This window comes from Kribbella sp. NPDC058245, from assembly GCF_042882005.1.
In the GTDB taxonomy this organism is placed as follows: Bacteria; Actinomycetota; Actinomycetes; order Propionibacteriales; family Kribbellaceae; genus Kribbella.
The window spans coordinates 65,142-90,727 of the sequence record NZ_JBHVWY010000001.1 but is presented as its reverse complement, the minus strand read 5'-3'; the positions used below and the strand labels follow the sequence as shown (position 1 = coordinate 90,727).

Genomic DNA, 25,586 nt, shown 5'->3' with positions numbered 1-25,586 from the left:
GGGAAATGCGCATTGAGTACCTGGTCCGGGCGGGATCGGTCGCAGAGGATGTGGGCATGGGACAACCACTGGTGCTGATGCCGAAACCGATGCACGAGGCCGTCGCCGCCGGCCTGAGCGGTCACTGTGAGCTGATCCGGCTCTGGGAGGAGAGCGATCCCGACGCGGTGCTCGCCGCTCGTCGCGACGAGATCGTTGCCGTCGCCACCGGTGGCACGGTGATCGACGGCGCGTTCCTGGATCAGCTACCGGCGGTGCGGCTCGTGGCCAGTTTCGGGGTTGGCTACGACCAGATCGACGCCGCGGCCGCGGCCGAGCGGGGGGTCGTGGTCACCAACACCCCAGGCGTGCTGGACGACGAGGTGGCCGACACGGCCCTCGGTCTGCTCCTGATGACGGTTCGCGAGCTCCCGCAGGCCGAGCGCTACCTGCGGGCCGGCAAGTGGCAGCAGGACGGGTCCTATCCGTTGACCAAGGCAACGATGCACGGCCGCCGCCTGGGCATCCTCGGGCTGGGCCGGATCGGGCAGGCGATCGCTGACCGGGTGACCCCGTTCGGCATCTCCGTTGCCTACCACAACCGCAGCGAGAAGGACGTCGACTATCCCTACTACCCGACGCTGCTCGAGCTGGCCGAGAACGTCGACACCTTGATGGTGGTGATCCCTGGCGGCGACTCGACGCGCCACTTGGTGAACGCCGAGATCCTGGCGGCACTCGGGCCGGACGGGATCCTGATCAACGTCGCCCGCGGCTCGGTCGTCGACGAGCAGGCGTTGGTCGACGCCCTCCGCTCCGGCACGATCTTCGCGGCCGGGCTGGACGTCTTCGAGCACGAGCCCAAGGTCCACCCCGACCTCCTCACCCTGCCGAACGCGGTGCTCCTGCCCCACGTCGGTTCGGCTACAGTCCCGACCCGCACCGCCATGGGCAACCTCGTCGTGGAGAACCTGCTCAACTGGTTCGCCTACGGCACCGCGTTGACCCCGGTGCCGGAGTCCGAAGGCCACTGATGATCCCCGGCCGGCTCCACCTGACCGGAGGCGGTCGGGTGCAGGAGCTGACGGAGCAGTTCAGGGACCGCGGCCAGCTCCGCGACCGGCGGAGCCGCTGTCACCGCCGGCGCAGGTGCGCCGTTCTCGACGGCCGGTACCTGCTCAGCCGGTTCGACGGCTGGCGCAGCGGCCTGTACGGCGGCAGCCGGTGCGGGCTGCTCTGCCGGGGTCGAGCGCTCCAGGAACCGGAGCAGTTCGACGGGGAACGGCAGTATCAGCGTCGAGTTCTTCTCGGCGGCGACCTCGACGACGGTCTGCAGCAGTCGCAGTTGCAGTGCGGCCGGGTGCTGAGCCATCACCTCGGCGGCCTGCCCGAGCTTCTCCGACGCCTGCAGTTCGCCGTCGGCGGTGATGACCCGGGCCCGGCGTTCGCGTTCAGCCTCGGCCTGCCGCGACATCGACCGCTTCATCGTCTCGGGCAGCGCCACATCCTTGATCTCGACCCGCTCGATATGCACGCCCCAGTCAAGTGCGGGGCTGTCGATCATCAATTCCATGCCCTGGTTCAGCCGTTCCCGGTTGGACAGCAGGTCATCCAGGTCGCTCTTGCCGATGATCGACCGCAGCGAGGTCTGCGCCACCTGGGCGATGGCGGAGATGTAGTCCTGGACGTCGACGGTCGCCCGGACCGGATCGACGACACTGAAGTAGACGACCGCGTCGACGCGGACCGTGACGTTGTCGCGGGTGATGCCGTCCTGGGCCGGGACCGGCATCGTGATGATCTGCATGTTGACCTTCTGCATCCGGTCGGCGAACGGCATCAGCACGGCCAGACCGGGGCCCCGGACCTCCGGACGGACCCGTCCGAACCGGAGGACGACGCCACGCTCGAACTGCTTGACCACGCGGAGGCTCAAGGCCGATCCGATCAGACCGACGACCAGCGCCACGATGAGGACAGAGAGGATGATCACGTTCGTCTCCCCGCACGGGTCGTGCCACCGGCGGGGTGTTTCCGGGCCGGACTCAGTGAACTCGAGCGATCCGCGCACTTTCAGCGTAGCTCGCACCGACGGGCAGGCCCCGAACCTGGAAGGTCCGGGGCCGAAGCGTTACTGCGTCAGCAGTTGTTGTGGATCTCGATCGATCCGATCAAGCCGTACCAGCCGGCCGGGAACCAGCCAGACGCCAGCCAGTGGTACTGGTCGGAGCTGTTGGGCATGCCCTTGGCGAACGTGGCCGGGTCCGGCGTCTGCTGGGTCGCGTTGGTCACCCAGCCGAGTTCGGCACCGCTCCGGTCGAGGACCCGGACGCGCATGAGCCAGACGTCACCGTCGTCGCTACTGGTCACCACTCCGTCGAACGACATCGAACCGTCCGACCGCAGGGTCCAGCCCGCGCCACGGAACATGGTGCAGTCGCCGGCATGCGAGTCCGAGACGGTCTGCCAGAACATGCTGTCGACCGCCGGCCGGAAGGTCCCAGCGGACGGCTGCACGACCGCAGCGCCCGGAGCTACCGGTGCGGCCAGTGCCGGCCCGGTGACGGCGACCGAGCCGGCCAGTACCACCAAGGCCAATTTCGTTGCTGAAAGCAACTTCCTACTCATCGAGACTCCAGCTGTGATCGTAAGGATTGGGCGTTCCGCCGATCGGTGCACGTTCCCCAGCACCGGCACAACCTCACCCTCACAGCACGTCGAGCGCCGCCCCAGTGGCGATCGGGCGCTCATCAGGGCACCGAAGCCCGTCGGCAGCCCTGCCCCAATCCACCCCGCCGACTGCCCGCGAGCGCCACATCAGGTTGTCGGGGGCATCGCGTCAGTTCGCCGGGAGGTCCCAGATCCGTTCGGTCTCCCAGGCGTACTCCCACGCCTGGATGTCCGGCGGCTCGATGCCGAGACCGGTCAGGATCGCGCACACCTGCTCGCGGTGGTGGTTGGCGTGATTGATCGCCTGCGCGATGAAGATCCCGACCCGCGACCCTCGGGTGTTGTTGTCGACGCTCAGCACCCGCTCCGGATCGATCGGACCATCGAGGAACGCCTCCCACACCACACCGGCCTCGTCGTTCCACTGCTCCAGCAGGTCGAAGTCCGGCGCCGCCTCGCTGTCGACGAAGTCGAGCGGCCGGTCGGCGATCCGGCGCAGGTAGCTCCCGTCGCAGCGCACGATGTGATCGAGAGTCGCCACGATCCCGCCGAACGTCCCGACGCCGGTCACCTCGAGCTGTTCGGCAGTCAGCCTCTGATCCCGGCAGAACCTGATCAGACTCTTCGTCGCCCAGTTGTTGTGCCTGATGGGGTCGCGCAGCACGTCGTTGTGTCCCATGTCCTCAAGCTAGCCCGGCGACCCACCGCAGCGAACCTGATTTTCCGCCTACCAGGACACCGGCCCGGCGTCGTCGAAGAAGCCACCCCGCGGTCCGTCGTCCGGCAACGTCGCCAGCCTGATCGCGATCCCGGCCCCTTCCTCCGGAGTCCGGAACCCGTTGTAGTTGTTGAAGTCGGTCGCGACGTAGCCGGGGCAGGCGGCGTTCACGATGACATTGGTGCCGTCGAACTGACGGGCGTACACGGCCGTGATGCTGTTCAGCATCGACTTCGACGGCGCATAGGCAGCGAGGATCGGGCCGGTCTGCAGGGTCAGCGAGCCCATGTTGCTCGACATGTTGACGATGCGCGGCGAGTCCGCGCGACGAAGCAGCGGCAGCATCGCGTTCGTCACCCGGACAACCCCGAAGACGTTGGTGTCGAGCACCGTGCGGAGGACGTCCAGGTCGAGCGTCGTCGGATCCTGAGCCCCATCGTCGATCGGGCCGGCGATGCCGGCGTTGTTGACGAGTACGTCGAGCCTCCCGGCAGTCTGCTCGACGGTCTGCGCCGCCGCAGCGACACTCTCGTTGGAAGTGACATCGAGGCCGACACCGAACGCGTCGATACCCGCCGCCTGCAGCTTCTCGACGGCCTCCTTCCGCCGGACGTCGTCGCGGGCGCCGACCGCAACCCTGAAGCCGAGTGCTCCGAGTCCCTGGGCGATGGCGAAGCCGATTCCCTTGTTCGCGCCGGTGACCAGCGCAGTCTTGGTGTCGTTCACACCACCCATCGTTGGCGCGACCCACGCTCAGCGTCCAAGACCGATCGGCTCCGCTGTGATACCTCACCGGTATCACAGCGCGTAGGATGCACGTGTGGACGATCTCGAGACTCGCGAACTCCGGTACTTCGTCGCGGTCGCCGAGGAGCTGCATTTCGGCCGCGCCGCCGATCGCCTCGGGATCGCCCAGCCGCCGTTGTCGCGGGCCATCCGCCAGGTGGAGCATCGGCTCGGCGTCGAACTGCTCACCCGGAACCGTCGCGGTGTCTCGCTCACCGAGGCCGGCCACGTGCTGCTCGTCGAGGCCAGGACCGCTCTGGACGCGGTCTCCGCGGCAGTGCGTCGGACCAGGCGGGCAGCCGATCCACAGCGGCCGTTGATCCTTGCCACGAAGTCCGGTGCGTCCCACGAACTGCTCCAGCGACTCCTCGATGTCGTGGGCAAGGACAGCATCGAGATCTTGCTGTGCGAGGTGACCGAACAGGCTGGACTGCTGCGGGACGGGAGCGCCGATGTCGCCCTCCTGCACCACCCGTACGACGATCTGTCCGGCTTCGACACCGAAGAGCTCCACACCGAGGGCCAGGTCGCGATTCTTCCCGCGAAACATCCGCTCGCGGCCCGGGAGAAGCTCACCCTGGCCGAGGTCAGCAACGTGCCGGACCTGCCCATCGCCCGCTGGCCCGAGCTCGACGGGACCTACCTGGACGGGCCCGGCCCGGAGGTGCACACGCAATCGCAGCTGGCTCAGCTGGTCGCGCTCAGCAAGACACTGCTCGTCATCCCGGCATCCAGCCGCGCCTGGCAGTGGCCCGAACACGTGTCCGTCCCGGTGATCGACGCACCCGACGTCACCACCTTGATCGCCTGGCGACCGACCAGCCGTTCCCAAGCGGTCGCGTCGCTCATCCGGTCAGCGACCGCTCTCCGCGAGACTGTCTAACACTGCCGGCCAGTGCTTCTGCAGTACGGCGAGATGAGTCGTCTGCGGGTGGACGACGAGCTTCGCTCCCGGGATCCGGTCGGCCAGCCAATACCCGTTGCGCACTGAGGCGTTCGTGTCCAGATCGCCGTACCAAAGGTGCGTTGGGCAACGAACGTCCTCAGGGCGGAAGTCCCAGGCACGGAAGGAGATTGCGGCATCACGCAGGTACCCGTCCGGGTTGACCAAGGCTTCGCGGATCGCGGCAGCGATTGCCGGGTCCGAACCCAGCCGGTAGCCGTTGACCTCGCCGGACGCCCGACGCAGCACCTCGGCGTCCACTGGGCCCAGTTCGGTCAGGAAACGCCGTACCAGGGCAGTGTCGTCCGGGTCGCCGGGGTCGAGCTGGGCGAGGTACGCCAGGAAGTCGGGACGCATCTGCTCGACGGCCTGTTCCGGCGTGATGCGGGCGAGCTGGTTGAAGAACGTCTGCTGGTCCGGGTCGAGGTCATCACGGTGGTACGGCGGGTCCAGCTCCGGAACGCTCGCCGGACTCGCCAGCACCCCTAATGCGGTCACACGGTCGGGATGCCGGGTCGCGCAAGCAACGGCGTACGGGCCTCCGATCGACATCCCCGCCACCGCGAATCGCCCGATCCCCAGGGCGTCCGCCACAGCGACGACATCATCAGCCACCGAGGCATGGGTGGACACCTGACTGGTCGATCGCCCGTACCCGGGCCGGTTGATCGCGATCAGCCGTACGCCGAGCCGGCGAGCGGCATCATCACCCGCATACGCCGCGTGCCGCGTGTCCGGGCAGCCGGCCAGGAACATCACCGGAGCACCGGTCGGCTCTCCGCCGTCCCAGAGCTCGACCCAGCGCCCGTCCAGAACCTGTACGCCGTCCTCCGCCAACCGCGCTCCCTGATCTCTCACCGGCCGTACCAAAGTGCACGGCCCCTCGGGGGCTGAGTCGCCGAGGGGCCGAGTCCTGCTCAGCTGCGACTAGTAGGCGGGGAGTTAAGAGACACGCCCTAGCTACCGCTGATGTTCAGCATCCAGTTGATGCCGAACCGGTCGGTGACCTGACCGAACTCGTCGCCCCACATCTGCTTCTCCAGCGCGACGGTGACCTTGCCGCCGTCGGAGAGCTTCGTGAAGTACCCGCGCAGGTCGTCACCGTCGTCACCGCTGAGGCTGACCGAGATGTTCTCGCCGGGGTTGTACGGCATTCCCTGCGGCGTGTCCGCGGCCATCAGCGTGTACCCGCTCGGGGTCTCCAACTGACCGTGCATGAGCTTGTTGTCGTCGTCGCCGCCGTGACCGGCCCCGAACTCACCGAAGGTGCTCGTCGTCAGCTCACCGCCGAACACGCCCTGGTAGAACTCCAGAGCCTCCCGCGCACTCCCGTCGAACTGGATGTACGGATTCAACCGAGACGCCATTCAGATCTCCCCCTGCCTGGAAACAACACGTGGCTGAAACCACCCTGTTCGGCACCCTAGACCCGCCTGCCGACAGTCCGCGAGCCTCCAGCCCGACCAACCCCTTTGCGTCACCGGCCGGACGCCCTGTGTTCGGAGCTAAAGTCTGGCCATGATCTTGCGACACATCACGATCGATGCCGAAAACCCGTACCAGCTCGCGCAGTTCTGGAGCACCACGACCGGCTGGCCGCTGGGCGAGGGCGACGAGCCCGGGGACGACGAGGTCCTGGTGATGGCGCCCGCGCCGGTGCCGGGGCTGCTGTTCATCCGGGTCCCGGAGTCGAAGACGGTGAAGAACCGGGTGCACATCGACTGGGTGCCGACCGAGCGCACCCGCGACGAAGAGGTCGAGCGGCTGCAGGAGTTCGGCGCGAGCATCCACGAGGACCACCGCACCCCCGAGGGCCCCGGCTGGGTCACCATGCTCGACCCCGAGCAGAACGAGTTCTGCGTCGAGCGCAGCGAGGCCGAACGCAGCGCCTGACCCAGATCCGGAAGCTTGCCTGAAGCAACTCACAACTTATCCGGCGAACCGAGCATCGTCATGGATGTCAAGAAGTTTGGGTTGCTGCTGGGGTGCAGCTTGGGGCTAGGGGACATCAGTGCTCGGACGTGTGGTTTCGCTTGCGCTCGCAACGGCAGGAGTGGGTGGCTTTCTCGCCCCCGCTCCCGCCACGGCGGTCGTCGTGGGGGGTTACGCATGCCCCGGGTACAGCACGATCGACGACGCCGTACCGCTGAGCGCGGTGATGAAGGACACCTTCATCTGGAGCAAGTTCAAGCCGACCAAGGTCGGTGACGGGAAGGGCAACATCAACTGGAAGGCCAACCCGTACAAGAATCCCAGCTGGTACATGTGGCTGCACTCGTTGCGCTGGATCGGCCAGGGCATCACCGCGGCGAGCAACGGCGACAAGGCCGCGCTCGCCCACGTGACCGCGATCGCCAAGGACTGGGTGAAGGACAACCCGTACTCCTGGAAGGCGAACCCGGCCGCCCACGAGGCGACGATGCACCGCACCAACGTGCTGATCTGTCTCCGCCAGGCCGTGCTGACCAACCTCAAGGTCACCAAGCTGCCGGCCTCCTATGCCTGGCTGGACACGGCGCTGATCAACCACGCCAAGTTCATGACCGCCAACTGGGGTGGCCAGGGCAACCACGGCACTGACGAGAGCATCGCTCTGTTCGGTATCGGCTGCACTCTCAACAACGCGACCTACAGGAAGACCGCGCAGGATCGGTTGAACAAGGCAATCACCACGTCGATCGACGCCCAGGGTGCGACCAACGAGCAGTCGACCGGCTATGCCCAGTTCAACTACAGCCTCTGGGGCCGCGCCGCGAAGGCGCTGCAGGACTGCGGCGTCGACCCGGGCAAGACGATCAGCGCGCGTCGCGCCTTGCTGGCAACGTTCATCGCGCATGCCACCACGCCGCTCGGCACGATCCAGCAGATCGGCGACACCGAGTACGTGAAGACCAGCAACGTCCCCGGTACGCCGATCGAGTACGCCGCCAGCCTGGGCAAGACCGGCACGCCTCCCAAGGACCGCGTCAAGATCTACTCGGCCGGCTACGTGTTCGGCCGCTCCGGCTGGGGTTCCGCGACCACACCGTACACGAGCGAATCGGCGTACAGCCTGCGTTTCGGACCCAAGCGCGTCCTGCACGGGCACAGCGACCACACGTCCCTTACCTACCAGGCGCGCGGCCGCGACATCCTCGTCGGCACCGGCTATGCCGGCTACTCCAACGCCGCCTGGCGGGCCTGGCTCGTCGGCCCGTCCGCGAACAACGTGATGACGACCCCGAAGCTCGCCGACACGAACCCGATCACCAAGCTCACCCGTTCCTCGGTGCGCGCCGGTGCGGACTTCTACGAGATGAGCGACGCCCCCGCAGCCGGTGTCAGCCGCACTCGTGCGGTCCTGGTCCTGAGCAAGCCGGACGTGGTCGTCACCCTCGACCGGGCCACCGCCAAGACTGCACAGCAGTTCCAGACCCTCTGGCACCTGCCCTCCGACCAGCGCGCAACCGTCTCGGGCCGGGCAGCCGCTGTAGCCAAGGCGACCGGCGACAACACCCGCACCGTCCTCATCCAGCTGCCCTACAAGGGCGCACTGCCGGCCGGAGCCACCCAGGTCAAGACCGGCCAGACCAACCCCATCCAGGGCTGGCACTTCCCGCACATCACCACCCGCAAGGCGGCCTCCACGGTCATCTTCGCCCGCTCCGGCAAGTCCGCCACGATCCTCTCCCTGATCGTCCCGGTCCGCGCCAACGGCCAGGTCACCTACAAAACCCGCATGTCCGGTACGACGTACGTCGTGGACCTCACCGTCGACGGCACGAAGGTGTCGTTCGGAGTCACCGGCGGCGGGTCGCTGGTGCGGATGTCCTGAGCTCGTGGGGCTTCCGGCCGCCTTGGCGGGGTAAGTTAGGGCGGTCGGAAGCTTGAGCTGTGGAGGGCGGGTTGAGTCGTCGGGATGCGGGCCGCGAGCTGTTCGTCGGTCCGTGGAGGCTCATTACCGGCCGGTGGATGGCGCTCAGTGGGGCGTTGACTGCGGTGGCGGTGCTGGGTGGTTCGGTGGTGGCCGTGGTGCAGGCCGGAGCTGACGCGGAGCAGCCGCTGGTGAATGTGGCGGCGTCGAGCGCAGATGACCGTACGCCGACGCCCGGGCCGGTGAAGTCGCCGCCGCGCCCCTCAGTCGCACCGACGACGGCGGATCGGCCGCCGGTGACGCGGCCCACCGAGCCGGGTCGATCCGGCTCGGGGCGGCTGGGGCCGTGGGAGAACCTGAGCCGGCGGATTTCGAGTGTCGCGAAGATCCGGGCGACGGTTCGCGGTGACGGAGTGTTCATGTTCGGCGACAGCATCGCCGTACAGGACGGGCCGGCGCTGGAGAAGCTGGTGGCTGCTCAGACCGGTACGCCGGTCGCTGTGCATGACTGGTCGGGACAGCCTGCGTCTGCTGCGGTGGATGCGTTGGCGGAGTGGTCCCGCAAGTACGGGCTGCCGGACCGGATTGTGATGGCGGTCGGGACGAACGACATCTTCGAGCCGTCCGCGTTCGCGACCGAGGTCGAGCAGGCGATGAAGATCGCCGGGCCCCACCGGACGGTGTACTGGGTGAACGTGCACGCCAACCGGTTCGACATGTCGGCGGCGGTCCAGTCGGCCGATCGAGCCAACAGTGAGCTGATCAACCATGCGCTGGACCAGGCGGCTGTGCGGCACCGGAATCTGCACGTGGTGCGGTGGTCGGAGTTCCTGTCAGTGCGGACCGGTCAGGTGCGGACGTACCTGCGGGACGGGATCCACACCACGCAGCCGGCCGGGCAGAAGGCCCGGAACGCGCTGATCGCGCAGGCGCTGGAAAGCTCGGAGTAGTGTCCGGACCGCGGTCGCGCCAGGTGGCTGTCGTGGTGGCTGCTGCGGTGGTGCTCGGGTCTGTGGTGGTTCCGGACCGGGTGTCTGAGCCGTCTGCTCGGCCTGTGCAGATGGACCTGCAGCAGTCTGCTCCCGTGGCTCCGGTTCAGCGCGACACCTACACCTGTGCGACGTACTCCGGGATTGAGCGGCCGAACCCCGTGCAGAACCTCTACCGGGACACGTTCGCTTGGGGGACCACACCGCCGTACCGGGTCGGCGATGGACACGGGGACGTGAACTGGCGGCTGAACCCGGCTGACAACCCCAGCTGGTACATGTGGCTGCATTCGCTGCGCTGGCTCGGACAGGGCATTCGTGCGGCAGGTAAGGGCGATCGGCGAGCACTGCGACGCGTTGACGCGATAGCGCACGACTGGATGCGTGACAACCCGTACCCGTGGGCAGACGACGCAGGTGCCACCGAGCCGACGATGCACCGGACGAATGTGCTCATCTGCTTGCGGCAGGCCGTGCTGTCCGGACTACGGGTCACGCGGTTGCCACCGGCGTACAGGTGGATCGACACCGCGCTGGTGCAGCACGCGCAGTTCCTCCAGCGGAACTGGAGTGGTGACTGGAACCATGGCACTGAGGAGAGCCTCGCGCTGTTCGGAGTCGGTTGCACGTTGGGACGTGCGGATCTGAAGCGGACTGCGGCCGATCGGCTCACCGCGGGGATCAAGACGGCGATTGACGCGCAGGGGTCGACCAATGAGCAGTCGACCGCCTATGCGCAGTACAACTACTCGCTGTGGGGACGTGCGATCGACGTACTCGGGAAGTGTGGGGTTGACGCGAGTCCGACGATCAAGGCGCGGCGGCAGCAGCTGGCGAACTGGCTGGCGCTGGCGACCAACTCACTCGGGTACCTGCATCAGCTAGGAGACTCTGAGGTTGTGCGGACCGTGCCGGTTGCTGGTACCCCGCTCGAGTACGCCGGGATGCTGGGGAAGCGTGGGACTGCGCCGACGCAGCGGGTCGGGATCTATGCCGCCGGGTACGTGTTCGGGCGGACCGGGTGGGGTTCAGAGCGGCCGTTCGACGCGGAATCGACGTACAGCATCAGGTTTGGGCCCGTACGGCGGCTGCACGGGCACGACGACCACATGTCGATCACGTACACCGCGCTGGGGCGTGACGTGCTGGTTGACGGCGGGCATGCGGGCTACCAGGGTGATGCGGCGCAGCGGTGGGCCAGGGGGCAGACCGCGCACAACGTGATGACCGTGTCGGGAGCTGGTGCGTCGGCGACTCAGTTGACGCGGTCAGTGGTGCGGGAGACATCGGAGTTCTACGAGCTCCACGACGCGGGGCGGACGCGCGGCGTACTGGTGCTCAAGGATCCGGATCTGATGGTGGTGCTCGACCGCGGGACGTCTGCGGTACGGCGAAGGTACGAGACGTTGTGGCACTTGCCTGCGGAACAGCGGGTGACGCCGTACGGCGCGGGCTCGGTCGTGGCGCAGCGGCCTGGTGATTCGGTGAAGACCGTGCTCCTGCAGATCCCGTACGGCGACCCCGTGTCGGCGGCTCGCGTGACGTCGAGCTGGCAGTACCGGACGATCGACAAGCGCAGCGCCGCACCAGTGGTCAGTTTCACCCGGTCTGGGCGCAGTGCCTCGATCCTCTCGGTCATCGTGCCGGCCCAGGCCACCTCGGTCGTCAGCTACACCACCAGCCAGCAGGCCGGTCAGACGCTGGTGCACCTGCAGGTAGGCGCGGTGCGGACCACCGTCGCTATTTCACCTGACGGGACGCTGCGGCGCGCCTAGGCTGGTGCCCATGCGACAGGTTGGGTTCGAGCTGCGGCCGTGGGAGGACGGCGGTACTGAGCTCGTTCCCCTGGTGAATGGCGTCAGCCTGATCGACCTGGTCGCACGCTACGAGCGCATGGAAGGCCTTGACCCTGCAGGTGGTTACTCGGGGCGGGTCCTGTCCGCTCTTGGTGGTGTTCGCGAACACCTCGTCGGCGAACCCGCCCCGTCGTACCCCCTGCTGGGTTGTAACTGCGGCGACACGGGATGCTGGCCACTGGAGGCGCAGATCCACGCTGACGCCGACACCGTCACTTGGGACAGCTTCAGACAACCCCACCGGCCGGACTGGGACTACAGCGGCTTCGGACCATTCGTCTTCGACCGCGCCCAGTACGACGAGGCGCTGCGACTACTGAACTGACACCGCCGGCCGCCAGCCAGCAGGCGGGTCCTCACCGACCCGTCCGTCGACCGCCTCTCGGATGAGATCCGCGTGGCCGGTGTGACGTCCGTACTCCTCCAACAGGTCGCACAGCAGCCGCCGCAAGCTCGGATGCCGCCCATCCGGCCAACTGATGTGCGCCGGCAACTCCATGCCGCCCTCCGCCAACGCCGCAGCCGTCCGCTCCCGCGAACGCTCCACAGCGCCGTCCCACAACGCGTACAGCTCCTCAGGCGAGTCATCGACCGCCGAGTCGAACTCCCAGTCGTTGTTGTCGTTCCACCCGTTACTGGCCCACGGCTCCCCGATCGGCAGCCCTCTGAGCTTCACGTTGAACATGTAGTCCTCATTGGCCGCCAGATGCTTCAGCAGCCCGCCCAACGTCATACTCGACGCTCCGATGCGCACCTGCAGCCCAGCGGCATCCAGCCCGTCCACCTTGTACCGGAACGTCGCCCGCAGCCGGTCCAACGCCCCGAGCACCTGCTCAACCTCACTCCCCGCCAGCGGCGGTTCCCACGGTGTCTGACTCATACCCAGCACCGTAATCCCCGTTCCGGACGCTCCCCTTCCGGAATCGATACCCTGCTCAAATGACTGATCGGGTACGACGGTACGGCGGAGTGATCGCGATCTACGACGGACGGGTGGCCCTGGTCCGCGAGCAGTACGAGACGTGGGACGCGCCGTACTGGAGTCCTCCCAGCGGAACCGTAGAAGAAGGCGAAACCCCCGCCGCCGGCTCAGCCCGTGAGCTCCTGGAGGAGACCGGCCTGAAGGCGCCAGAAAGCGCCCTACAGCTCGTCTGGCTAGCCACCGTAGTCATCGACGGCCAGATCATCTCCAACGCCTGGAACTACGCCACCACCGTAGAAGACAACACCTTCGCCATAGACGACCCCGACGGCGCCATCCTCGAGGCCCGCTGGTTCCCACCCACCGAAGCCGCCGCCCTCCTCACCCGCCTCCCCTACCCACCCCTCTCAGCCCCAGCCGTCGCCTACCTCCAAACCGGCACGCCCCTCCACTGGACCTTCACCCAAACCAACACCACCTGGACCTGGACCACAGCCCCCCTCCCAACCTGAACCTGCTGGCACGCAGCCCCGATCACCTGACACCATGCGGCCCATGTCTACCGACTACGGACAACCGATCGGCCAGGTCTTGGGCGACGGCTTCCAAGTGCCCGAACTGCTCCCAGGGTGGACCGCCCTGGAAGGCATCGTCCTGGTCAAGTGCCTCGACGCCGAAGGCCACCCGAGCTGGGCCTTCCGCGAAACCGAAGGCATGAACGTCGAAGAGGTCATCGGCGTCCTCACCATCCAGCTAGACATGCTGCGCGAACGAGCCCTCGACTCCTTCCGCGTAGAAGAAGACGACGACTAGCGCCCAGATTCGCGGAGCCTGTCCTGCAGGGTTTTGGTGCGGTCGGGCGGCAGCGCGAGGGTGTTGAGGAGGCGACGGGCTGCGGGTTGGTTGAGCTCGCCGAAGTAGTCGAAGGCTGCGGCCTCCAGGGCACCGAGCACTGGCTCGTGCCAGTCGGTTTGCTTGGAGAGGTGTTCGAGTAGCGGCGCTTTGAGTTCCCAGGGCACAGGCCCCGAGATGTCGAGCAGCCTGCGCAGCCGGAGTGCTCCGGCACCAGCGGTGATCTGCCGCCAGGCGTCCGCGACCTCCGCATGCGCCTCCAGCGGGCCGCACCACAGCCAGTACGCCATTGGTACGGCGAGCCGGTCGTCGGCGTCGTCGAGTAGCGAGCGGACCTCTGCCCAGAACGCCTCGTCGTGCGGCTCGAAGCCGACGTACATCAGTACGGCGTAACACGGCATCGCGCGGTAGAGCGCGAACCCAAGGGCCGCGTCGCCGTCGATCAGGTCGGACAGCTCATGCGGTACGTCGGACTCGTCGTCCGGCCAGGTTGCCTTGGTTCGGCGACCCTCATGCGCGGCGGTGGCCCAGGCCGTCGTACAGGTCCGCTGGAAGAGCTCCCTGCCCACCGCTTCGGCCAGCTCGTCAACAGTCACCCGCCCAACAATGCCCGATCCGGGCCTGGACACATCCTGCCATCGTGTTGCACTCACGTGCGTTGACAGATACCTTGTCTCGCATAGTAGTCGACGAAGCCCTCATCCGGGGCAGAGAGACGGGGACACGAAATGAGCGCTGACCGGCTGGTCGAGGCGTACCTGAAGGAGCTGGCCACGGCCGCCGAGGCGTTGCCGGCGGAGCGCCGTACTGAGCTCATCGCCGACATGACGACGCACATCGCAGAGGCGCGTGCCGAGGGGGCGACCTCGGAGGACGACGTGCGCGCAGTGTTGCAGCGCCTCGGCGATCCCGCCGACATCGTCGCCGCATCAAACGACGGCTTGGTCCAGGTCGACGTCCCGCCGCGCTTTCGCCTCCGGGACTTCGCCGCGGTGGCGCTGCTGGTCATCGGACCTTTCGCCCTGGCGATCGGCTGGCTGGTCGGCGTCTGGCTGCTGTGGACCTCCGACCGCTGGACTCGCGGCGAGAAGCTCCTGGCCACCCTGGGCTGGCCGCTGGGCTACGGCGTCGCCCTGATCTGGGAGTTCAACTTCTCTTTCCCGATCGGGCTGATGCTCGTGATCATGAGCGTCGTCATCATCGCCCCGGTCATCCCCTTGCTCAAGAACGGTCGCCCCGGGCGCTCCACCACCCGGACCCCGCTCACCCGCGCCACACCAGAAACCTCAGCCAGCAACTAGCCCTCGGAGCTGTCTGTCCGGACATGTAATGCTCCGGTTGTGGACGACACGACGCACACAGCAGCGATGGCAGCGCTCGCGAAGTTGTGGAGCGAGGGGTGCCCACTGGCCGACCCCGGCAGTCACGCGACGGTGCTCGATGTCGGCTGGCGGCGGTGGCGAGCGTTCGACCGTAGAAACAAGCGGAGGCACCCCGATCGTGACGACCGAATCGAGGACACAGCGAAAGGCCTGTGCTCCGCAATGGAGTCCGACCCGACGCTCGTCGGCCCACTCATGCAGCACTATCGCTGCCTGGCGGTCGCTCTCGCATCCGCGTTCGACCCCATCTGATGTACGCCCAGCGCAGCACTACAGAGTGACCCCAAGAACAAGCGGGCTCGGACGGTGCCACTCATCGCAGACGTAGTCCCGATCATCGACCGTGGGCCACAGCTCCGACCGGCAGCTCAGCACCGCCTACGGCCACCTGCTCGACGACAGCCTCTGGGACGCGGTGCAGAAGGTCACCGACCACACCGAGGCCTCTCGGGGGCCTCGAACGGCTCTGGTGGAGCCGCCCGCCCCAATCGAGTCGACGACCTTCAGCTGCCGGGGTCATTGACGGCGCGCATGCCCCGATATTCTCGGAACCGTCTACACCCGTCGCCATCAGTCCACCCCGGCGTGTTAGCCAAATGCGTTAGCACTTCCAGAACCTGACGCGGGAGGCTCGATCCATGCTGATCAGCGGCCGCCCGCCCGACGATGTAGCCGTGCCTGCGCAGATTCGTCGACTCGGCGGCAACCACTCGGTTACCCCGGTCTGGCGCAACGGCCTTGGCGGCCTGACCTTCCAGGTAGGTGCAGGACCCTCGCGCAGGTTCGCAAAGTGGGCACCGGCCGGATCTGGCGTCGATCTGTCCGCAGAAGTCGAGCGGCTGCAATGGGCGAGTGAGTTCGCATCGGTACCAGTCGTGCTCGACTACGGGGCGGACACCGACGGAGCCTGGATGCTTACGGCCGGGCTGCCCGGGGACAGCGCTATCAGCGATCACTGGAAAGCAAATCCCGAGACGGCCGTCCGGGCAACTGGCGTAGGACTGCGAGCGCTTCACGACGAGCTGCCAGTTGACAGGTGTCCATTCACCTGGTCGGTGGAAGACAGACTTGAGCAAGCCGCTGCTGCCGGCAAGGACTCGACGAGCGGTCTCCCAGACTCGCCCCCGATCGACAAGCTGGTGGTGTGCCACGGCGACGCCTGTGTGCCAAACACTCTCATCACTGAGGACGGTCACTACTCGGGCCATGTCGATATGGCTCACCTCGGTAAGGCTGACCGATGGGCCGACCTCGCTGTCGCGACTTGGAGTACTGAGTGGAACTACGGCCCAGGCTGGGAGGAGACCTTGCTTTCCGCGTACGGAGTAAGGCCCGATCCGATCCTGACCGCGTACTACCGCGAGCTCTGGGCTCTCGAGACCACACCCGCTCCATCCCCCTAAATCGCTGCTAGTCCAGACCAGCCCGGACACGCACCTAGCGCGACCCTCTGACCTGGGGGTCCCGGTGGAGCCGCCTGTCGGAATCGAACCGACGACCCTCCTCATCACTCAAGGCTCCGCGCCACAAAGCCTGGTCAGCAGGCTGTCTGGGGATGAAATGCCTGGTCAGGGCGCACTCGATGAGGTCGTTTCAGGCTCAGGCCGGTTCGCCAGGGAAGCTCTCGCTTTTCCGTACTTTCGCGCGTACTTTTAGGCCCGCTCGAATCGCAGCCGCTTGTACCCGGGCATTCGTCGCTTGAGCGAGGCTGCCAGCAACGGAACGAGCGGGTCGTGGTAATCGTGGACCTCGGCGACGGCCTTGCCGGGTGCGGGGCGCACGACTCGCCCGGCGCACTGGAGCAGGAGTCCATCGAAGGAGATCGGCGCCGCGAGGAACAGTGTGTCCAGGGCAGGTGCGTCGAACCCTTCGCCGACGAACGGTGTCGTGCCTACGACCAGGACACCGTCACCGGCCTTGGCGTCAGTGAGTCGTTCGACGATGGCACGCCGCTCCCTGGCCGGCATACCGCCCTGGAGAACAAGCGGTTTGTGGCCGCGACCGGCCAGAAGCGAGGTCATCGCCTCGAGGTGTGCGATCCGGCGGGTAAGGACGAGGCAGTTGCGTCCCTGGGTCAGAGCTGCGTGGACGTCGTCGAGGATCTGCTCGTTGCGGTCTTTGTCGACGGTAAGTGCCCGGTGAGCCTCGGCGATAAGCGACGGTGCATCCTGAGCGATGTCTGCCGCGGTGAAGCTGGTCTCGTGCACATGCAGCACTCGCGCCGGTCCTGAGCTGGCGTCGGCTGCTTCGGGCAGCGTCCCTGGTATCTCGTCAGTCATCGTGTGCCGGACCGGTCCGAGCTGCCAGCGCAGGAGCTCGCCGAGGCCGTCGCGGCGGTCGGGAGTGGCAGTGAGACCGAGCCAGTACCGGGCGGCGATCTTCTTCACCGAGTGGTCGTATGCGGCTGCTGCGACATGATGAGCCTCATCGATGATGACCTGCCCGTATCCGGCAGTCAGATTCTCGACGTCGTCGTGCCTGGCCAGGGTGGGCAGCATGGCGACATCGACAATGCCCGTCAGCTTGCTCCGTCCGCCACCGAGCTGTCCTGGTTTGAGGCCGAGGAACTCGGTCAGTCGAGTCCGCCATTGGTCAGCGAGGGCTTTGCGGTCGACCAGGATCAGTGTGGACACCGCTCGTTCGGCGATGACCGCACATGCCATGACCGTCTTGCCCGATCCTGGCGGGGCGACCAGGATGCCGTCGTCGTGCGCCAGCAGGTCGCCGACCGCCGCTGCCTGCCGGTCGGCGAGCTCACCGATGAGCGCGACGTCGATCTCCGTACCGGCGGTCCGGTTGTCGGTGAGGTCGAGGCGAGCACCACTGCGCTCGATAATGCTTGTGACCAGGTGCCGCAGGCCACGCGGCAGGACGAGCTTCTCCTCGAGGGTCAGGTCGTAGCCAGTGACGAACCGCGGGGTGTCCCAGGTGGACTTGCGCAGCCGTTGCAGCTCGTAGAACTTCGGGTTCGCCATCGATGCGGCATGCTTGAAGGTCGCCAGAGCAGCAGGCGGGAGGACGGTCGCATCCAGTGCCAAGCCGGCGGCGAGTTCGGCGAGCACAACTGGCGGCATGGGCGGGTGCACCTTGGTGGCCTCGGCTCGTGCCAGGGTCGTGACGTCGTGGCCGACGGCGGCGCGTGACGCCTTGCGGGCGAGCCGGGCGGCGTCACCCGGGGTGAGCCGGTCCAGCGTCGAGAGGAATGCCCACTGGTCCTCGTACGGCTCCAACGTGGCAAGGTCGAGGAAGAGCGTGAGCCCATCCTTGCGGCGGTTGCCGTGGAGCGGTGCGGCGATCAGGTTGCCTGGGCCAGAGCCGGGCAGCACGTCCTGGCTCGGAAACAGACGATCGTAGGAACCCAGACTCATGACGCCACGCTGGAGAATGGCCTCGTGGATCAGCAGGGTCCCGACCGCGCGTGCCGTCTGTGCGGGGATCGCCGCGGTGAAGAAGATCCACACATGCGCCCCGGCGCCGGACTGGGAGATCTCCAGCGCAGCGGGGACGCCCGCAGTTCGGGCAGCCTTGACGTATGCCAGGGCGTCGAGCATCGCGGCCTTGCCGTCGAAGTCGGCAGCCAGCCACCAGCAGGTGTTGTCCGCGAGCATCGGATACAGGCCGATGAACAGATCCTGCCGTGAGCGTGCAGCCAGGTGCTCGGCAACGACGTCGGGAGTCAGCGGAAGCAGGCGGGCAGTCGCGCGGGTCATGCCCTTGCGCCACCCACCGGCCGCCGCAGGCGTCCACCCCTTCTTGCCCGTACGCGGGTCCTCCCAGCGTTTCGCGTAGGTGTCGGTCCTGGCACGGAACAGGTCCAGGTAGAGCGCGAGTTTCTGCTGCGGCGTCGAGCCCGCCATCGACACCATCTCACCCGACCTCACCGGGGCCGCGAGCTGCTCGGCCGCAGGCGTGGTGTCCTGGCCTCGTAGTTCCAACAGACGGGACAGGCGCGCATTCTCGGCCCGCAGCCGGTCCCGCTCAGCCCGGAGCTCGGACAACTCACGCCGCAACTCCGGTGTGCCACCGCCATCGCTGTCGTCACGAAGACTCACACGACCATCCTGCCAGGGCGCAACCCGATGCCACGTCTCTTCAACGCAGGCATTGGGCCGCCGGACGACGTCTGCAGGAGTTTGCGGCGCCTGCTCCCGACGAGCCGACGATGAAAGCTGTCCGGGCAAGGCGCGGCAGCTAACTCCCGTGATATAGCCGTTCGAGGTCGATCAGTTCGATGTCGTGCCGCCGTACAGCTTCTTCGCGCAGCTCTGCGGTGAAGGTGGGGGCTGCCAGCAGCAGCTTGGCCTGTGTGGCTCTGCTGCCGTAGGCCGCACGGGCTTGTTCCAGAACTCGAAGGTGTCCGTGACCGATCGTCTCACCGGACTTGGCTTCGCCGATGGCACAGATCGTGCGGGATCCTGGTGGCTCGTCAGGGTCCTTCGCTTCGGCGACGACCACATCGAGTTGCCGCTCGGTTCCATCAATCACCACCGCCGACGGACCCACGTAGTCGGGCTCCGCGCCGAGCGTTTCCGCCGACGCGAAGCGCCGCACCCAGCTGCGCACTTGCTCTTCGAAGACAGGCCCACGAACATGCGCGTCGAACGTCGGTGCCAGGCGCCGCTCCCAACTCCCGAACGGTTCACGGTCACGCAGCAACGAGCTGTGTGGCTCCAACACGGCGTAGTGGAACTGCAGAAACGGGTCCGCCAATGCATAGGTGGGGCGCTGTGACCGCACGGGATCAGCGTGGCGGACAACGAAGCCGGCCGCGATCAGACGCCGGACCGCCGGCTCGATGTTCGACACCGAGCGGCGCAACTGGTTCGCGATCTTGCCCGCGGCGACGGACCCGTTCGCGATTGCCCCGAGGATGCTGTTCAGGATGACGGGGTTCGCGGCGGCGAGCGTGGGGTCCTCGGCGAGCAGCGTTGTCGCCTCGTGGTGCAGCGTCGCAGCGGGGGACAACAACCTCTCGACGATCCAGCGATCGAAGTCTCCCGGCCCGGATGGCAGGTCATGATCGACCATGTCCGTCGCGTAGCCGACCACGCCCCCGATCACGGCATAAACCCGCGCCGCCAATCCGAGATCCGCAGGTGCGCCGAGCCAATTGGCGGCGTCACGAAAGTCCGCGGGCTGCATCACAAGCTCCATGCCTGCCCTCCCCCGAAGCGGTGCCTCCCCAGCGGTGAGCGACCCCATCATGGCCATGGCCGAACCGCACAGCACCAGCCGTGCCTGCCCTTGACTGGAGCGCCGCGCGGCCGGCCCTATCGCCGTTGCGACGATCGAGTCCGCCGACGGATCAGCCGCGAGCACGTGCCCGAACTCGTCGACGACGACCGGCAACTGACGCATCTCACCCAACCGCAGCAACTGCCGAAAGGCCTCGTCCCAACTGTCCAGCGCGACCCGCCCAACCCCCAGGTGTTCCCCCAGCGCCTCACCGAGCCGCGACAACTGGATCGCTGTCTCGGTCCGCGTGGCCTCCCAATAGAAGCCGCCCCGTTCCCGAGTGACCGCCTCGAGTAGCGTCGACTTACCAATCCGGCGCCGGCCGTACACCAGCCCCAGAGTGTGCCGATCTGCAGCCGAGTCGATGAACCTCTCGACGTGTTGCCGATAGCTGGGAGACTCCACTGACACCTCCGACCAGGAATACTCATGTTGAGAATACAATACTCAACCTGAGTATCGGTACCTCGGAGGATGCGGCCCCGCCTGCCCGCGGCGGGGCCGAGGACGTCGTCGAAGAGGCCGGTGGTGTGTGCGTTGGTAACGCCGTTAGCTGGCTCGCTCCACGAGTGGCTCCACGAAGCGGCTGAGACAGACAGAACCCCAGGCCATGTAGCCCGTGACCTGGGGTTCTTTCGTGCTCCTGCGTGGAGCCGCCTGTCGGAATCGAACCGACGACCTTCTCATTACGAGTGAGACGCTCTGCCGACTGAGCTAAGGCGGCGGGTGGTACCGAGGCAAGAGTGTAGCGGGCGAGCGGGGGTCAGTTCGAATCGGATCCGGGGCGGGCGGGTGTGGGGTGCGGCACGGTGCGGTCAGTCGGGGCGGCGGGCCGGCGCGACCTTGAGCACGCACCAGCCGCAATCCACCCTCGCGGGTGACTGAACCGTGCACAAGGTGGCGGCCTCGTCCGACCTTGAGCACGCACCAGCCACAATCCGCCCCCGCGGATGACTGAACCGCGCACAAGGTTGCGGGCCGCTGCCACCTTGAGCACCCGTCGACCATGAATCGGCTCACGGAATGACTGGGCCGTGCACAAGGTCGCGAGGCGGGGAAATAGGTGCGGAAGAAATTGTGTGGGAAATGCGTTGACTCGGGGGATGGGTTTGGGTGAGACTATTGCCCGCAAGGACTACTGACTAGGAGACGATCGTGACCAGGACGCAGAACGCGACGAAAGCTTGGCGGCCCCGCCGCGTGGCTTTGCTGTCGTGCCTGCGAACTGTGCGTATCGATGCCTTCTATCACGAGCTCGGCAGTGAGCAGAGCCTGCGTTCGGGCGGTCCGCCTGGGTGATCCCGCGAGGGAGACACCTCAGGAGCCGTCTGGGCCGGGCAACCGGCAAGGCGGCTCTTTTTCTTTGCCCGGAAACGGGTCATCGTCGGTGTGCAATGGTTTGCGGACCGGACTCCAAACCCGCGTCATGAGGGTTCGATCCCCTCCACCGATGCATTCTTTCGGCATTTACGAATGCCCGATCCGAACAATTGACAATTACATGTGTTAGCCAGCTGTGGGCCAGTGGCCAGGCCACCTCATTTGGGTTGAGGGAGACGGGGGTTCGAGTCCCCCCAGCTGGACCAGGCGCCCGCAGCATGCTTGCTACCGGCCGAGCGGGCGCCCCAAGAGTGCCCTGCGCGGGAAATCCGCACGACATCCCGCGCAGGGCGCCCGAACGCTCGTGGCTCAAGTGGAGAGAGCGCCTGCCTACGAAGCAGGAGGTTGCAGGTTCGAGTCCTGCCGAGCGTGCTGTGTCCGAGGTCGAAGTGGGCGAGGCATCGGGATGTGGCCCCGGGGGAAGCGGGTTCGAGCCCCGCCGGACACCCTCTGTGCGTCGTACCACCACGCACCGTAGTACTTGCGGCTCTGGCCCAACTGGCAGAGGCACCTGGCTTAGGACCAGGAGGTTCAGGGTTCGACTCCCTGGGGCCGCACCGACACCAATTTCACCCGACCTCGTCTGGCGTGGTCGGGCACACTGGAAGGGAGGAGGAAGCACATGAGCGGTGTGATCGTTCTCAACGCCTCGTACGAGCAGCTGCATGTCGTGTCGATCCAGCACGCCATCCGGATGCTCGTGCGCGAAGTAGCCGTCGTCGAGGAAGCACATGACGGCGCCAGCATCGGACCGTTTCCCCTCCCCCGGGTGCTCCGGCTCGTCCGGTACGTCGTCACCAAGTGGCGCTACGCGTCCGGACGGCTCCAGTACACGCGGGCCGGCGTACTGAAGCGTGACAAGCACACGTGCGCGTACTGCGGCCTGAAGGGTGCAACCACGATGGACCACGTCGTACCGCGGTCTCGTGGTGGACGTGGTGAGTGGCTGAACGCTGTGGCCGCGCACGCGTCGTGTAATGAGAAGAAGGGCTCACGCACGCCCGAGGAAGCCGGTATGCCGCTGTTGTGGCAGCCGTGGATTCCCTCGCGTGCGGAGATATCGCTCTGACGTGACACCACCTCGGTGTCGCGTTGGAGCGCGATGCCAGGTGGGCGACGGTGACCCACCCTCGGTTCTGACCCGAGGTCCCGCAGGTTCGAGCCCTGCCCTGGCAGCGTTCCGGTGCGTCCGGCACCGGCAGTGACACGAACAGGGTGAGGAGATGCTCCGCGGCGACACGCGTGCCTGGGACTGGTAGCCGACAACTGACGAGGGGTGAGGGGATGAACGTGGAGTTTCCGGTTGAGCTGAGCGGAGCGAAGAGCTCTACGCTCATGTGGGCTCATGAGTACGAGGTGGGTGCCCAGGCACTGCAGCAGCTGCGCAACATCGCTGCGCTGCCGTGGGTGCACGGTGTCCGCGTGATGCCTGATGTGCATCTCGGTAAGGGAGCCACGGTGGGGTCCGTGATTGCGATGTACCAGGCGGTGTCGCCGGCGGCGGTCGGCGTCGACATCGGGTGCGGCATGGAAGGTGTGCTGACGTCGCTGACGGCAGCGGACCTGCCGGACGACCTGTCCGGGATTCGCTCCCGGATCGAGGCCGCCGTACCGGTTGGTTTCCGGTCGCATGACGAACCGGTCAGCATCCGTCGGCTGGGGCTGGACCCGCGGCCGTCGGACCGACTGTGGCGGTCGTTCAACGAGCTGCACAAGGGCGTGCAGCAGCGTGAGAGCAAGGCCCACAAGCAGATGGGTTCGCTCGGATCGGGGAACCATTTTATCGAGATCTGCCTTGATGATGACGACCGCGTGTGGCTGATACTGCACTCCGGGAGCCGCAATATCGGCAAGGAGCTGGCGGAGCGACACATGTCGATCGCCAAGGAGCTTCCGCACAATGCGGATCTCCCGGATCGCGATCTGGCCGTGTTCCTGTCCGGTACGCCGCAGATGGCGGCGTACCGGCGGGACCTGACCTGGGCGCAGCAGTACGCGTCGCAGAACCGGGCGACGATGCTGGCGCTCGTGATGCGGGCCGTGCGGGAGTCCTTCGCGCAGGAGATCCGGTTCGACGAGCCGATCTCGTGCCACCACAACTATGTCGCCGAGGAACACTTCGACGGTCTCGACCTGCTCGTCACCCGCAAGGGTGCGATCCGGGCCGGTGCCGGTGACCTCGGCCTGATTCCGGGCTCGATGGGGACGGGCTCGTACGTCGTCCGCGGGCTCGGCTCGGAGCGGTCCTTCTACTCGGCCTCACACGGGGCAGGCCGGCGGATGAGCCGCAACGAGGCGAAGCGCCGGTTCACGGTCGACGACCTGATCGCCCAGACGGCCGGGGTCGAGTCCCGCAAGGACGCCGGCGTGCTCGATGAGCTGCCGGCGGCCTACAAGAACATCGAGTCGGTCATCGCCGCCCAGTCCGACCTGGTCGAGGTAGTCGCGCACCTCAAGCAGGTCATCTGCGTCAAGGGATAGAAGGGTCTGCCGTGCTCAGGGGACACGGCAGACCCGAGGTGAGGTTCGCCCGTAGGCAAGGGCAGCGGTTTGCTAAACCGTCGGTCGACCGAGGTCGGCCCGTGAGTTCGAATCTCACTCTCACCGCGCAGCACGAGCCCCGTTGGTCTAGCGGGTAGGACGTCCGGTTCTCAGCCGGGAGATCGCCGGTTCGAATCCGGTACGGCGTCAGTCCGGCAAGGCAAGCCGAGTTGGTCTAACGGCGGCCGTCTCGAATCCAGCCTGTCCCCCAGCGGCGGCGTCAGGATTCAACACCCGGCTCTGCCGCTCGAAGGCGCCACTTGCGTACTGAGACGCTCGAGATACTGCGGCCGAGCAGCCGAGCAGCCTCCGATTGGCCGTGCGCCATGACCACCAGATCGTCGGATTCCGTCCAAGGCTTGCGAACGACCTGGTATCTACCTGCCTTCGCTACGGGAGGCACCCACAATGCCACACGTCGGGCAGCTTCCTGCTTCCTCGCCAGGCAAAGCACGTGAGGGGAGTACCAAGCCCAACCAGCCAGACGCGCGGCTGCGAGATTCAGCACCAGGATGTTGTAGACGCCGTCACGGCTGTTAGGGCGAACATTGCGAACAACTCCACACACGTCACGGACGATGTCGCAGACAAAGCCGGCGATGGATGGGCTCGCGGTCACCATGCTCACGAACGGCTCGCCTTTCCGGGTGAACCCGACAGAGCCATCTCCATCGAGCAGTCCTCGCACGTAATCAGGAGTCGCGAGCGTGCAAACTGGCGGAGCAATCCGATCCGTCTTCCGGCCGACCGGAACGCCGGCGGCAGCCAGGGAGCGGCGCGTTGCTTTGTCGTAGAAACGGAGTATCGCCGTCTCGTACTCGTCTGCGAAGTTCGTCGTCCGTTTGCGGTGGCCGATGGACGAGTAGCAGGGCAGCAATGAGGAGATCTTCACGAGGATCTCCTCATCCCTCACGGCGAGCTCGAGCGAGACGCGCCCTTTGCCGTCGAGACTCCCCGAGTGAGTGCCGTCGGTCTGGAGCAGCCCAATCGCGTAGGCCGCATCTGGGTGCTCTAGGTCCTCGAACATGAGAGCAGTCAACCACCTGGATGGGGATACCCGGCCGGCGTCGCCCGCCTGGTTTGAGGTCCGAGGTGGTCAAGGTCGTGGCTCACTTCGCAGAGGCGATCCGTGTGGAGGGTTAGAAGAAGGGTCTGCTGTGCTCAGGGAACACGGCAGCCCCAAGGTGAGATCCGCCGGTAGGTAGCGGCAGCGGTTCCGGGGCGCCTGCAACGACCGTCAGTTTCATGATGATCCCCTGCATCGGTTGCTTGAGCTTGCGTTGCCAAGTCTGGGGTTCCGCGAAGTTGCTTGTCATCGATGTTGCGAAAAGTTGCCAGTCGAGTCTCCCATGCCGCAACCGACTCCGCCTGTCGACGGCTCACGTAAATCCATTGCCGAGGAGGAACCGTCCAGTTGGCACACTCGTCATACCAACCCGTGCAGACGCATACAGGGGAGGAGTCAGTGACCAGTCGGCCA

Annotated in this window: 25 protein-coding genes and 9 tRNA genes; 22 read left to right on the top strand and 12 right to left on the bottom strand. The window is 66.6% G+C overall.

Annotation, left to right across the window (positions count from 1 at the left end):
- Window positions 1-56 precede the first annotated feature (56 nt).
- On the top strand, window positions 57-1,013 hold the full coding sequence (locus ACFVWG_RS00465) for a 2-hydroxyacid dehydrogenase (protein WP_391540962.1): 957 nt from the start codon (window positions 57-59) through the stop codon (window positions 1,011-1,013).
- Here the strand turns inward: ACFVWG_RS00465 and ACFVWG_RS00460 are convergent.
- The 4 genes from ACFVWG_RS00460 to ACFVWG_RS00445 form a co-directional block, all read right to left on the bottom strand.
- The gene (locus ACFVWG_RS00460) at window positions 968-1,972 is read right to left on the bottom strand and encodes a slipin family protein (RefSeq protein ID WP_391540961.1); all 1,005 of its coding nucleotides are present in this window, start codon (window positions 1,970-1,972) and stop codon (window positions 968-970) included. The genes ACFVWG_RS00465 and ACFVWG_RS00460 overlap by 46 nt on opposite strands.
- A 146-nt stretch (window positions 1,973-2,118) precedes the next feature.
- Window positions 2,119-2,607, bottom strand: a complete 489-nt coding sequence (locus tag ACFVWG_RS00455; protein WP_391540960.1) for a DUF6294 family protein — start codon at window positions 2,605-2,607, stop codon at window positions 2,119-2,121.
- A 211-nt stretch (window positions 2,608-2,818) separates the two neighbouring features.
- Window positions 2,819-3,328: a DinB family protein gene (locus ACFVWG_RS00450; RefSeq protein ID WP_391540959.1), complete on the bottom strand. Its 510-nt coding sequence runs from the start codon at window positions 3,326-3,328 to the stop codon at window positions 2,819-2,821.
- Window positions 3,329-3,376: 48 nt separating this feature from the next.
- Window positions 3,377-4,102 (bottom strand): SDR family oxidoreductase, encoded by a 726-nt coding sequence (locus tag ACFVWG_RS00445; RefSeq protein WP_391540958.1) that lies wholly within the window; start codon window positions 4,100-4,102, stop codon window positions 3,377-3,379.
- An 85-nt stretch (window positions 4,103-4,187) separates the two neighbouring features.
- Between ACFVWG_RS00445 and ACFVWG_RS00440 the strand changes: the two genes are divergently transcribed.
- Entirely contained in the window at window positions 4,188-5,036 is an 849-nt protein-coding gene (locus ACFVWG_RS00440; protein ID WP_391540957.1) for a LysR family transcriptional regulator, read from the top strand.
- On the opposite strand, the gene ACFVWG_RS00435 is transcribed toward ACFVWG_RS00440, so the two are convergent.
- Window positions 5,007-5,954, bottom strand: coding sequence for an alpha/beta fold hydrolase (locus ACFVWG_RS00435; protein WP_391540956.1), 948 nt, complete (start codon window positions 5,952-5,954; stop codon window positions 5,007-5,009). The two genes, ACFVWG_RS00440 and ACFVWG_RS00435, sit on opposite strands and share 30 nt — an antisense overlap.
- 98 nt (window positions 5,955-6,052) lie before the next feature.
- Entirely contained in the window at window positions 6,053-6,463 is a 411-nt protein-coding gene (locus tag ACFVWG_RS00430; RefSeq protein WP_391540955.1) for a VOC family protein, read from the bottom strand.
- A 151-nt stretch (window positions 6,464-6,614) separates the two neighbouring features.
- On the opposite strand from ACFVWG_RS00430, the gene ACFVWG_RS00425 reads away from it, so the two are divergent.
- The 5 genes from ACFVWG_RS00425 (at window position 6,615) to ACFVWG_RS00405 (ending at window position 12,119) form a co-directional block, all read left to right on the top strand.
- Window positions 6,615-6,989 carry a VOC family protein gene (locus ACFVWG_RS00425; RefSeq protein WP_391540954.1) on the top strand — a complete coding sequence of 125 codons (375 nt, stop codon included), beginning with the start codon at window positions 6,615-6,617 and terminating at the stop codon, window positions 6,987-6,989.
- A gap of 202 nt (window positions 6,990-7,191) precedes the next feature.
- Window positions 7,192-8,910, top strand: coding sequence for a heparinase II/III family protein (locus ACFVWG_RS00420; protein ID WP_391540953.1), 1,719 nt, complete (start codon window positions 7,192-7,194; stop codon window positions 8,908-8,910).
- Window positions 8,911-8,981: 71 nt separating this feature from the next.
- Window positions 8,982-9,899 carry a hypothetical protein gene (locus tag ACFVWG_RS00415; RefSeq protein ID WP_391540952.1) on the top strand — a complete coding sequence of 306 codons (918 nt, stop codon included), beginning with the start codon at window positions 8,982-8,984 and terminating at the stop codon, window positions 9,897-9,899.
- 23 nt (window positions 9,900-9,922) lie between these two features.
- Window positions 9,923-11,713, top strand: a complete 1,791-nt coding sequence (locus tag ACFVWG_RS00410; RefSeq protein WP_391540951.1) for a heparinase II/III family protein — start codon at window positions 9,923-9,925, stop codon at window positions 11,711-11,713.
- 10 nt (window positions 11,714-11,723) lie between these two features.
- A complete protein-coding gene (locus ACFVWG_RS00405; protein ID WP_391540950.1) occupies window positions 11,724-12,119 on the top strand; it encodes a hypothetical protein in 396 nt (131 codons plus the stop codon).
- On the opposite strand, the gene ACFVWG_RS00400 is transcribed toward ACFVWG_RS00405, so the two are convergent.
- Window positions 12,108-12,674 carry a DUF664 domain-containing protein gene (locus ACFVWG_RS00400; protein WP_391540949.1) on the bottom strand — a complete coding sequence of 189 codons (567 nt, stop codon included), beginning with the start codon at window positions 12,672-12,674 and terminating at the stop codon, window positions 12,108-12,110. The two genes, ACFVWG_RS00405 and ACFVWG_RS00400, sit on opposite strands and share 12 nt — an antisense overlap.
- Before the next feature lie 59 nt (window positions 12,675-12,733).
- Here ACFVWG_RS00400 and ACFVWG_RS00395 point away from each other — a divergent pair, with 59 nt between their 5' ends.
- Both ACFVWG_RS00395 and ACFVWG_RS00390 read left to right on the top strand, forming a co-directional pair.
- Window positions 12,734-13,228, top strand: coding sequence for an NUDIX hydrolase (locus ACFVWG_RS00395; protein WP_391540948.1), 495 nt, complete (start codon window positions 12,734-12,736; stop codon window positions 13,226-13,228).
- 43 nt (window positions 13,229-13,271) lie between these two features.
- Window positions 13,272-13,529: a hypothetical protein gene (locus ACFVWG_RS00390; protein WP_391540947.1), complete on the top strand. Its 258-nt coding sequence runs from the start codon at window positions 13,272-13,274 to the stop codon at window positions 13,527-13,529.
- On the opposite strand, the gene ACFVWG_RS00385 is transcribed toward ACFVWG_RS00390, so the two are convergent.
- Window positions 13,526-14,164: a hypothetical protein gene (locus tag ACFVWG_RS00385; RefSeq protein ID WP_391540946.1), complete on the bottom strand. Its 639-nt coding sequence runs from the start codon at window positions 14,162-14,164 to the stop codon at window positions 13,526-13,528. The two genes, ACFVWG_RS00390 and ACFVWG_RS00385, sit on opposite strands and share 4 nt — an antisense overlap.
- Before the next feature lie 132 nt (window positions 14,165-14,296).
- On the opposite strand from ACFVWG_RS00385, the gene ACFVWG_RS00380 reads away from it, so the two are divergent.
- The 3 genes from ACFVWG_RS00380 (at window position 14,297) to ACFVWG_RS00370 (ending at window position 16,353) form a co-directional block, all read left to right on the top strand.
- Window positions 14,297-14,869 (top strand): HAAS signaling domain-containing protein, encoded by a 573-nt coding sequence (locus ACFVWG_RS00380; RefSeq protein WP_391540945.1) that lies wholly within the window; start codon window positions 14,297-14,299, stop codon window positions 14,867-14,869.
- A gap of 39 nt (window positions 14,870-14,908) precedes the next feature.
- Window positions 14,909-15,202, top strand: coding sequence for a hypothetical protein (locus tag ACFVWG_RS00375; protein WP_391540944.1), 294 nt, complete (start codon window positions 14,909-14,911; stop codon window positions 15,200-15,202).
- Between the two features lie 386 nt (window positions 15,203-15,588).
- Entirely contained in the window at window positions 15,589-16,353 is a 765-nt protein-coding gene (locus tag ACFVWG_RS00370; RefSeq protein WP_391540943.1) for a phosphotransferase, read from the top strand.
- 249 nt (window positions 16,354-16,602) lie between these two features.
- Here ACFVWG_RS00370 and ACFVWG_RS00365 read toward each other — a convergent pair whose 3' ends face one another.
- The 3 genes from ACFVWG_RS00365 to ACFVWG_RS00355 all read right to left on the bottom strand — a co-directional run bounded on the left by ACFVWG_RS00365 (window position 16,603) and on the right by ACFVWG_RS00355 (window position 20,909).
- Window positions 16,603-19,002 carry a DEAD/DEAH box helicase family protein gene (locus ACFVWG_RS00365; protein ID WP_391540942.1) on the bottom strand — a complete coding sequence of 800 codons (2,400 nt, stop codon included), beginning with the start codon at window positions 19,000-19,002 and terminating at the stop codon, window positions 16,603-16,605.
- 139 nt (window positions 19,003-19,141) lie between these two features.
- Window positions 19,142-20,590, bottom strand: a complete 1,449-nt coding sequence (locus ACFVWG_RS00360) for an ATP-binding protein (RefSeq protein ID WP_391540941.1) — start codon at window positions 20,588-20,590, stop codon at window positions 19,142-19,144.
- A gap of 243 nt (window positions 20,591-20,833) precedes the next feature.
- A tRNA-Thr gene (locus ACFVWG_RS00355) sits at window positions 20,834-20,909 on the bottom strand.
- 659 nt (window positions 20,910-21,568) lie between these two features.
- Between ACFVWG_RS00355 and ACFVWG_RS00350 the strand changes: the two genes are divergently transcribed.
- From ACFVWG_RS00350 to ACFVWG_RS00305, 10 genes are all read left to right on the top strand, one after another.
- Window positions 21,569-21,638 (top strand) — tRNA-Trp (locus tag ACFVWG_RS00350).
- 57 nt (window positions 21,639-21,695) lie between these two features.
- Window positions 21,696-21,771: transfer RNA gene (locus ACFVWG_RS00345), tRNA-Pro, on the top strand.
- Window positions 21,772-21,863: 92 nt separating this feature from the next.
- Window positions 21,864-21,937, top strand: a tRNA-Arg gene (locus ACFVWG_RS00340).
- A 2-nt stretch (window positions 21,938-21,939) separates the two neighbouring features.
- Window positions 21,940-22,013, top strand: a tRNA-His gene (locus ACFVWG_RS00335).
- A 35-nt stretch (window positions 22,014-22,048) separates the two neighbouring features.
- Window positions 22,049-22,122: transfer RNA gene (locus tag ACFVWG_RS00330), tRNA-Leu, on the top strand.
- 65 nt (window positions 22,123-22,187) lie between these two features.
- Complete coding sequence (locus tag ACFVWG_RS00325) at window positions 22,188-22,634, top strand: HNH endonuclease (protein ID WP_391540940.1); 447 nt, start codon at window positions 22,188-22,190, stop codon at window positions 22,632-22,634.
- A gap of 34 nt (window positions 22,635-22,668) precedes the next feature.
- Window positions 22,669-22,741, top strand: a tRNA-Gln gene (locus ACFVWG_RS00320).
- A gap of 108 nt (window positions 22,742-22,849) precedes the next feature.
- A complete protein-coding gene (locus tag ACFVWG_RS00315; protein ID WP_391540939.1) occupies window positions 22,850-24,046 on the top strand; it encodes an RtcB family protein in 1,197 nt (398 codons plus the stop codon).
- 37 nt (window positions 24,047-24,083) lie between these two features.
- Window positions 24,084-24,172: transfer RNA gene (locus tag ACFVWG_RS00310), tRNA-Ser, on the top strand.
- An 8-nt stretch (window positions 24,173-24,180) separates the two neighbouring features.
- Window positions 24,181-24,256, top strand: a tRNA-Glu gene (locus ACFVWG_RS00305).
- A 70-nt stretch (window positions 24,257-24,326) separates the two neighbouring features.
- On the opposite strand, the gene ACFVWG_RS00300 is transcribed toward ACFVWG_RS00305, so the two are convergent.
- Window positions 24,327-25,133, bottom strand: coding sequence for a hypothetical protein (locus ACFVWG_RS00300; protein ID WP_391540938.1), 807 nt, complete (start codon window positions 25,131-25,133; stop codon window positions 24,327-24,329).
- Between the last annotated feature and the right edge of the window lie 453 nt (window positions 25,134-25,586).

Coding starts and splice junctions, on each gene's coding strand:
- ACFVWG_RS00465 (WP_391540962.1), top strand. CDS start 57: ATGGGACAACCACTGGTGCTGATGCCGAAACCGATGCACGAGGCCGTC.
- ACFVWG_RS00455 (WP_391540960.1), bottom strand. CDS start 2,607: ATGAGTAGGAAGTTGCTTTCAGCAACGAAATTGGCCTTGGTGGTACTG.
- ACFVWG_RS00450 (WP_391540959.1), bottom strand. CDS start 3,328: ATGGGACACAACGACGTGCTGCGCGACCCCATCAGGCACAACAACTGG.
- ACFVWG_RS00445 (WP_391540958.1), bottom strand. CDS start 4,102: ATGGGTGGTGTGAACGACACCAAGACTGCGCTGGTCACCGGCGCGAAC.
- ACFVWG_RS00430 (WP_391540955.1), bottom strand. CDS start 6,463: ATGGCGTCTCGGTTGAATCCGTACATCCAGTTCGACGGGAGTGCGCGG.
- ACFVWG_RS00425 (WP_391540954.1), top strand. CDS start 6,615: ATGATCTTGCGACACATCACGATCGATGCCGAAAACCCGTACCAGCTC.
- ACFVWG_RS00405 (WP_391540950.1), top strand. CDS start 11,724: ATGCGACAGGTTGGGTTCGAGCTGCGGCCGTGGGAGGACGGCGGTACT.
- ACFVWG_RS00400 (WP_391540949.1), bottom strand. CDS start 12,674: ATGAGTCAGACACCGTGGGAACCGCCGCTGGCGGGGAGTGAGGTTGAG.
- ACFVWG_RS00395 (WP_391540948.1), top strand. CDS start 12,734: ATGACTGATCGGGTACGACGGTACGGCGGAGTGATCGCGATCTACGAC.
- ACFVWG_RS00390 (WP_391540947.1), top strand. CDS start 13,272: ATGTCTACCGACTACGGACAACCGATCGGCCAGGTCTTGGGCGACGGC.
- ACFVWG_RS00380 (WP_391540945.1), top strand. CDS start 14,297: ATGAGCGCTGACCGGCTGGTCGAGGCGTACCTGAAGGAGCTGGCCACG.
- ACFVWG_RS00370 (WP_391540943.1), top strand. CDS start 15,589: ATGCTGATCAGCGGCCGCCCGCCCGACGATGTAGCCGTGCCTGCGCAG.
- ACFVWG_RS00325 (WP_391540940.1), top strand. CDS start 22,188: ATGAGCGGTGTGATCGTTCTCAACGCCTCGTACGAGCAGCTGCATGTC.
- ACFVWG_RS00315 (WP_391540939.1), top strand. CDS start 22,850: ATGAACGTGGAGTTTCCGGTTGAGCTGAGCGGAGCGAAGAGCTCTACG.
- ACFVWG_RS00300 (WP_391540938.1), bottom strand. CDS start 25,133: ATGTTCGAGGACCTAGAGCACCCAGATGCGGCCTACGCGATTGGGCTG.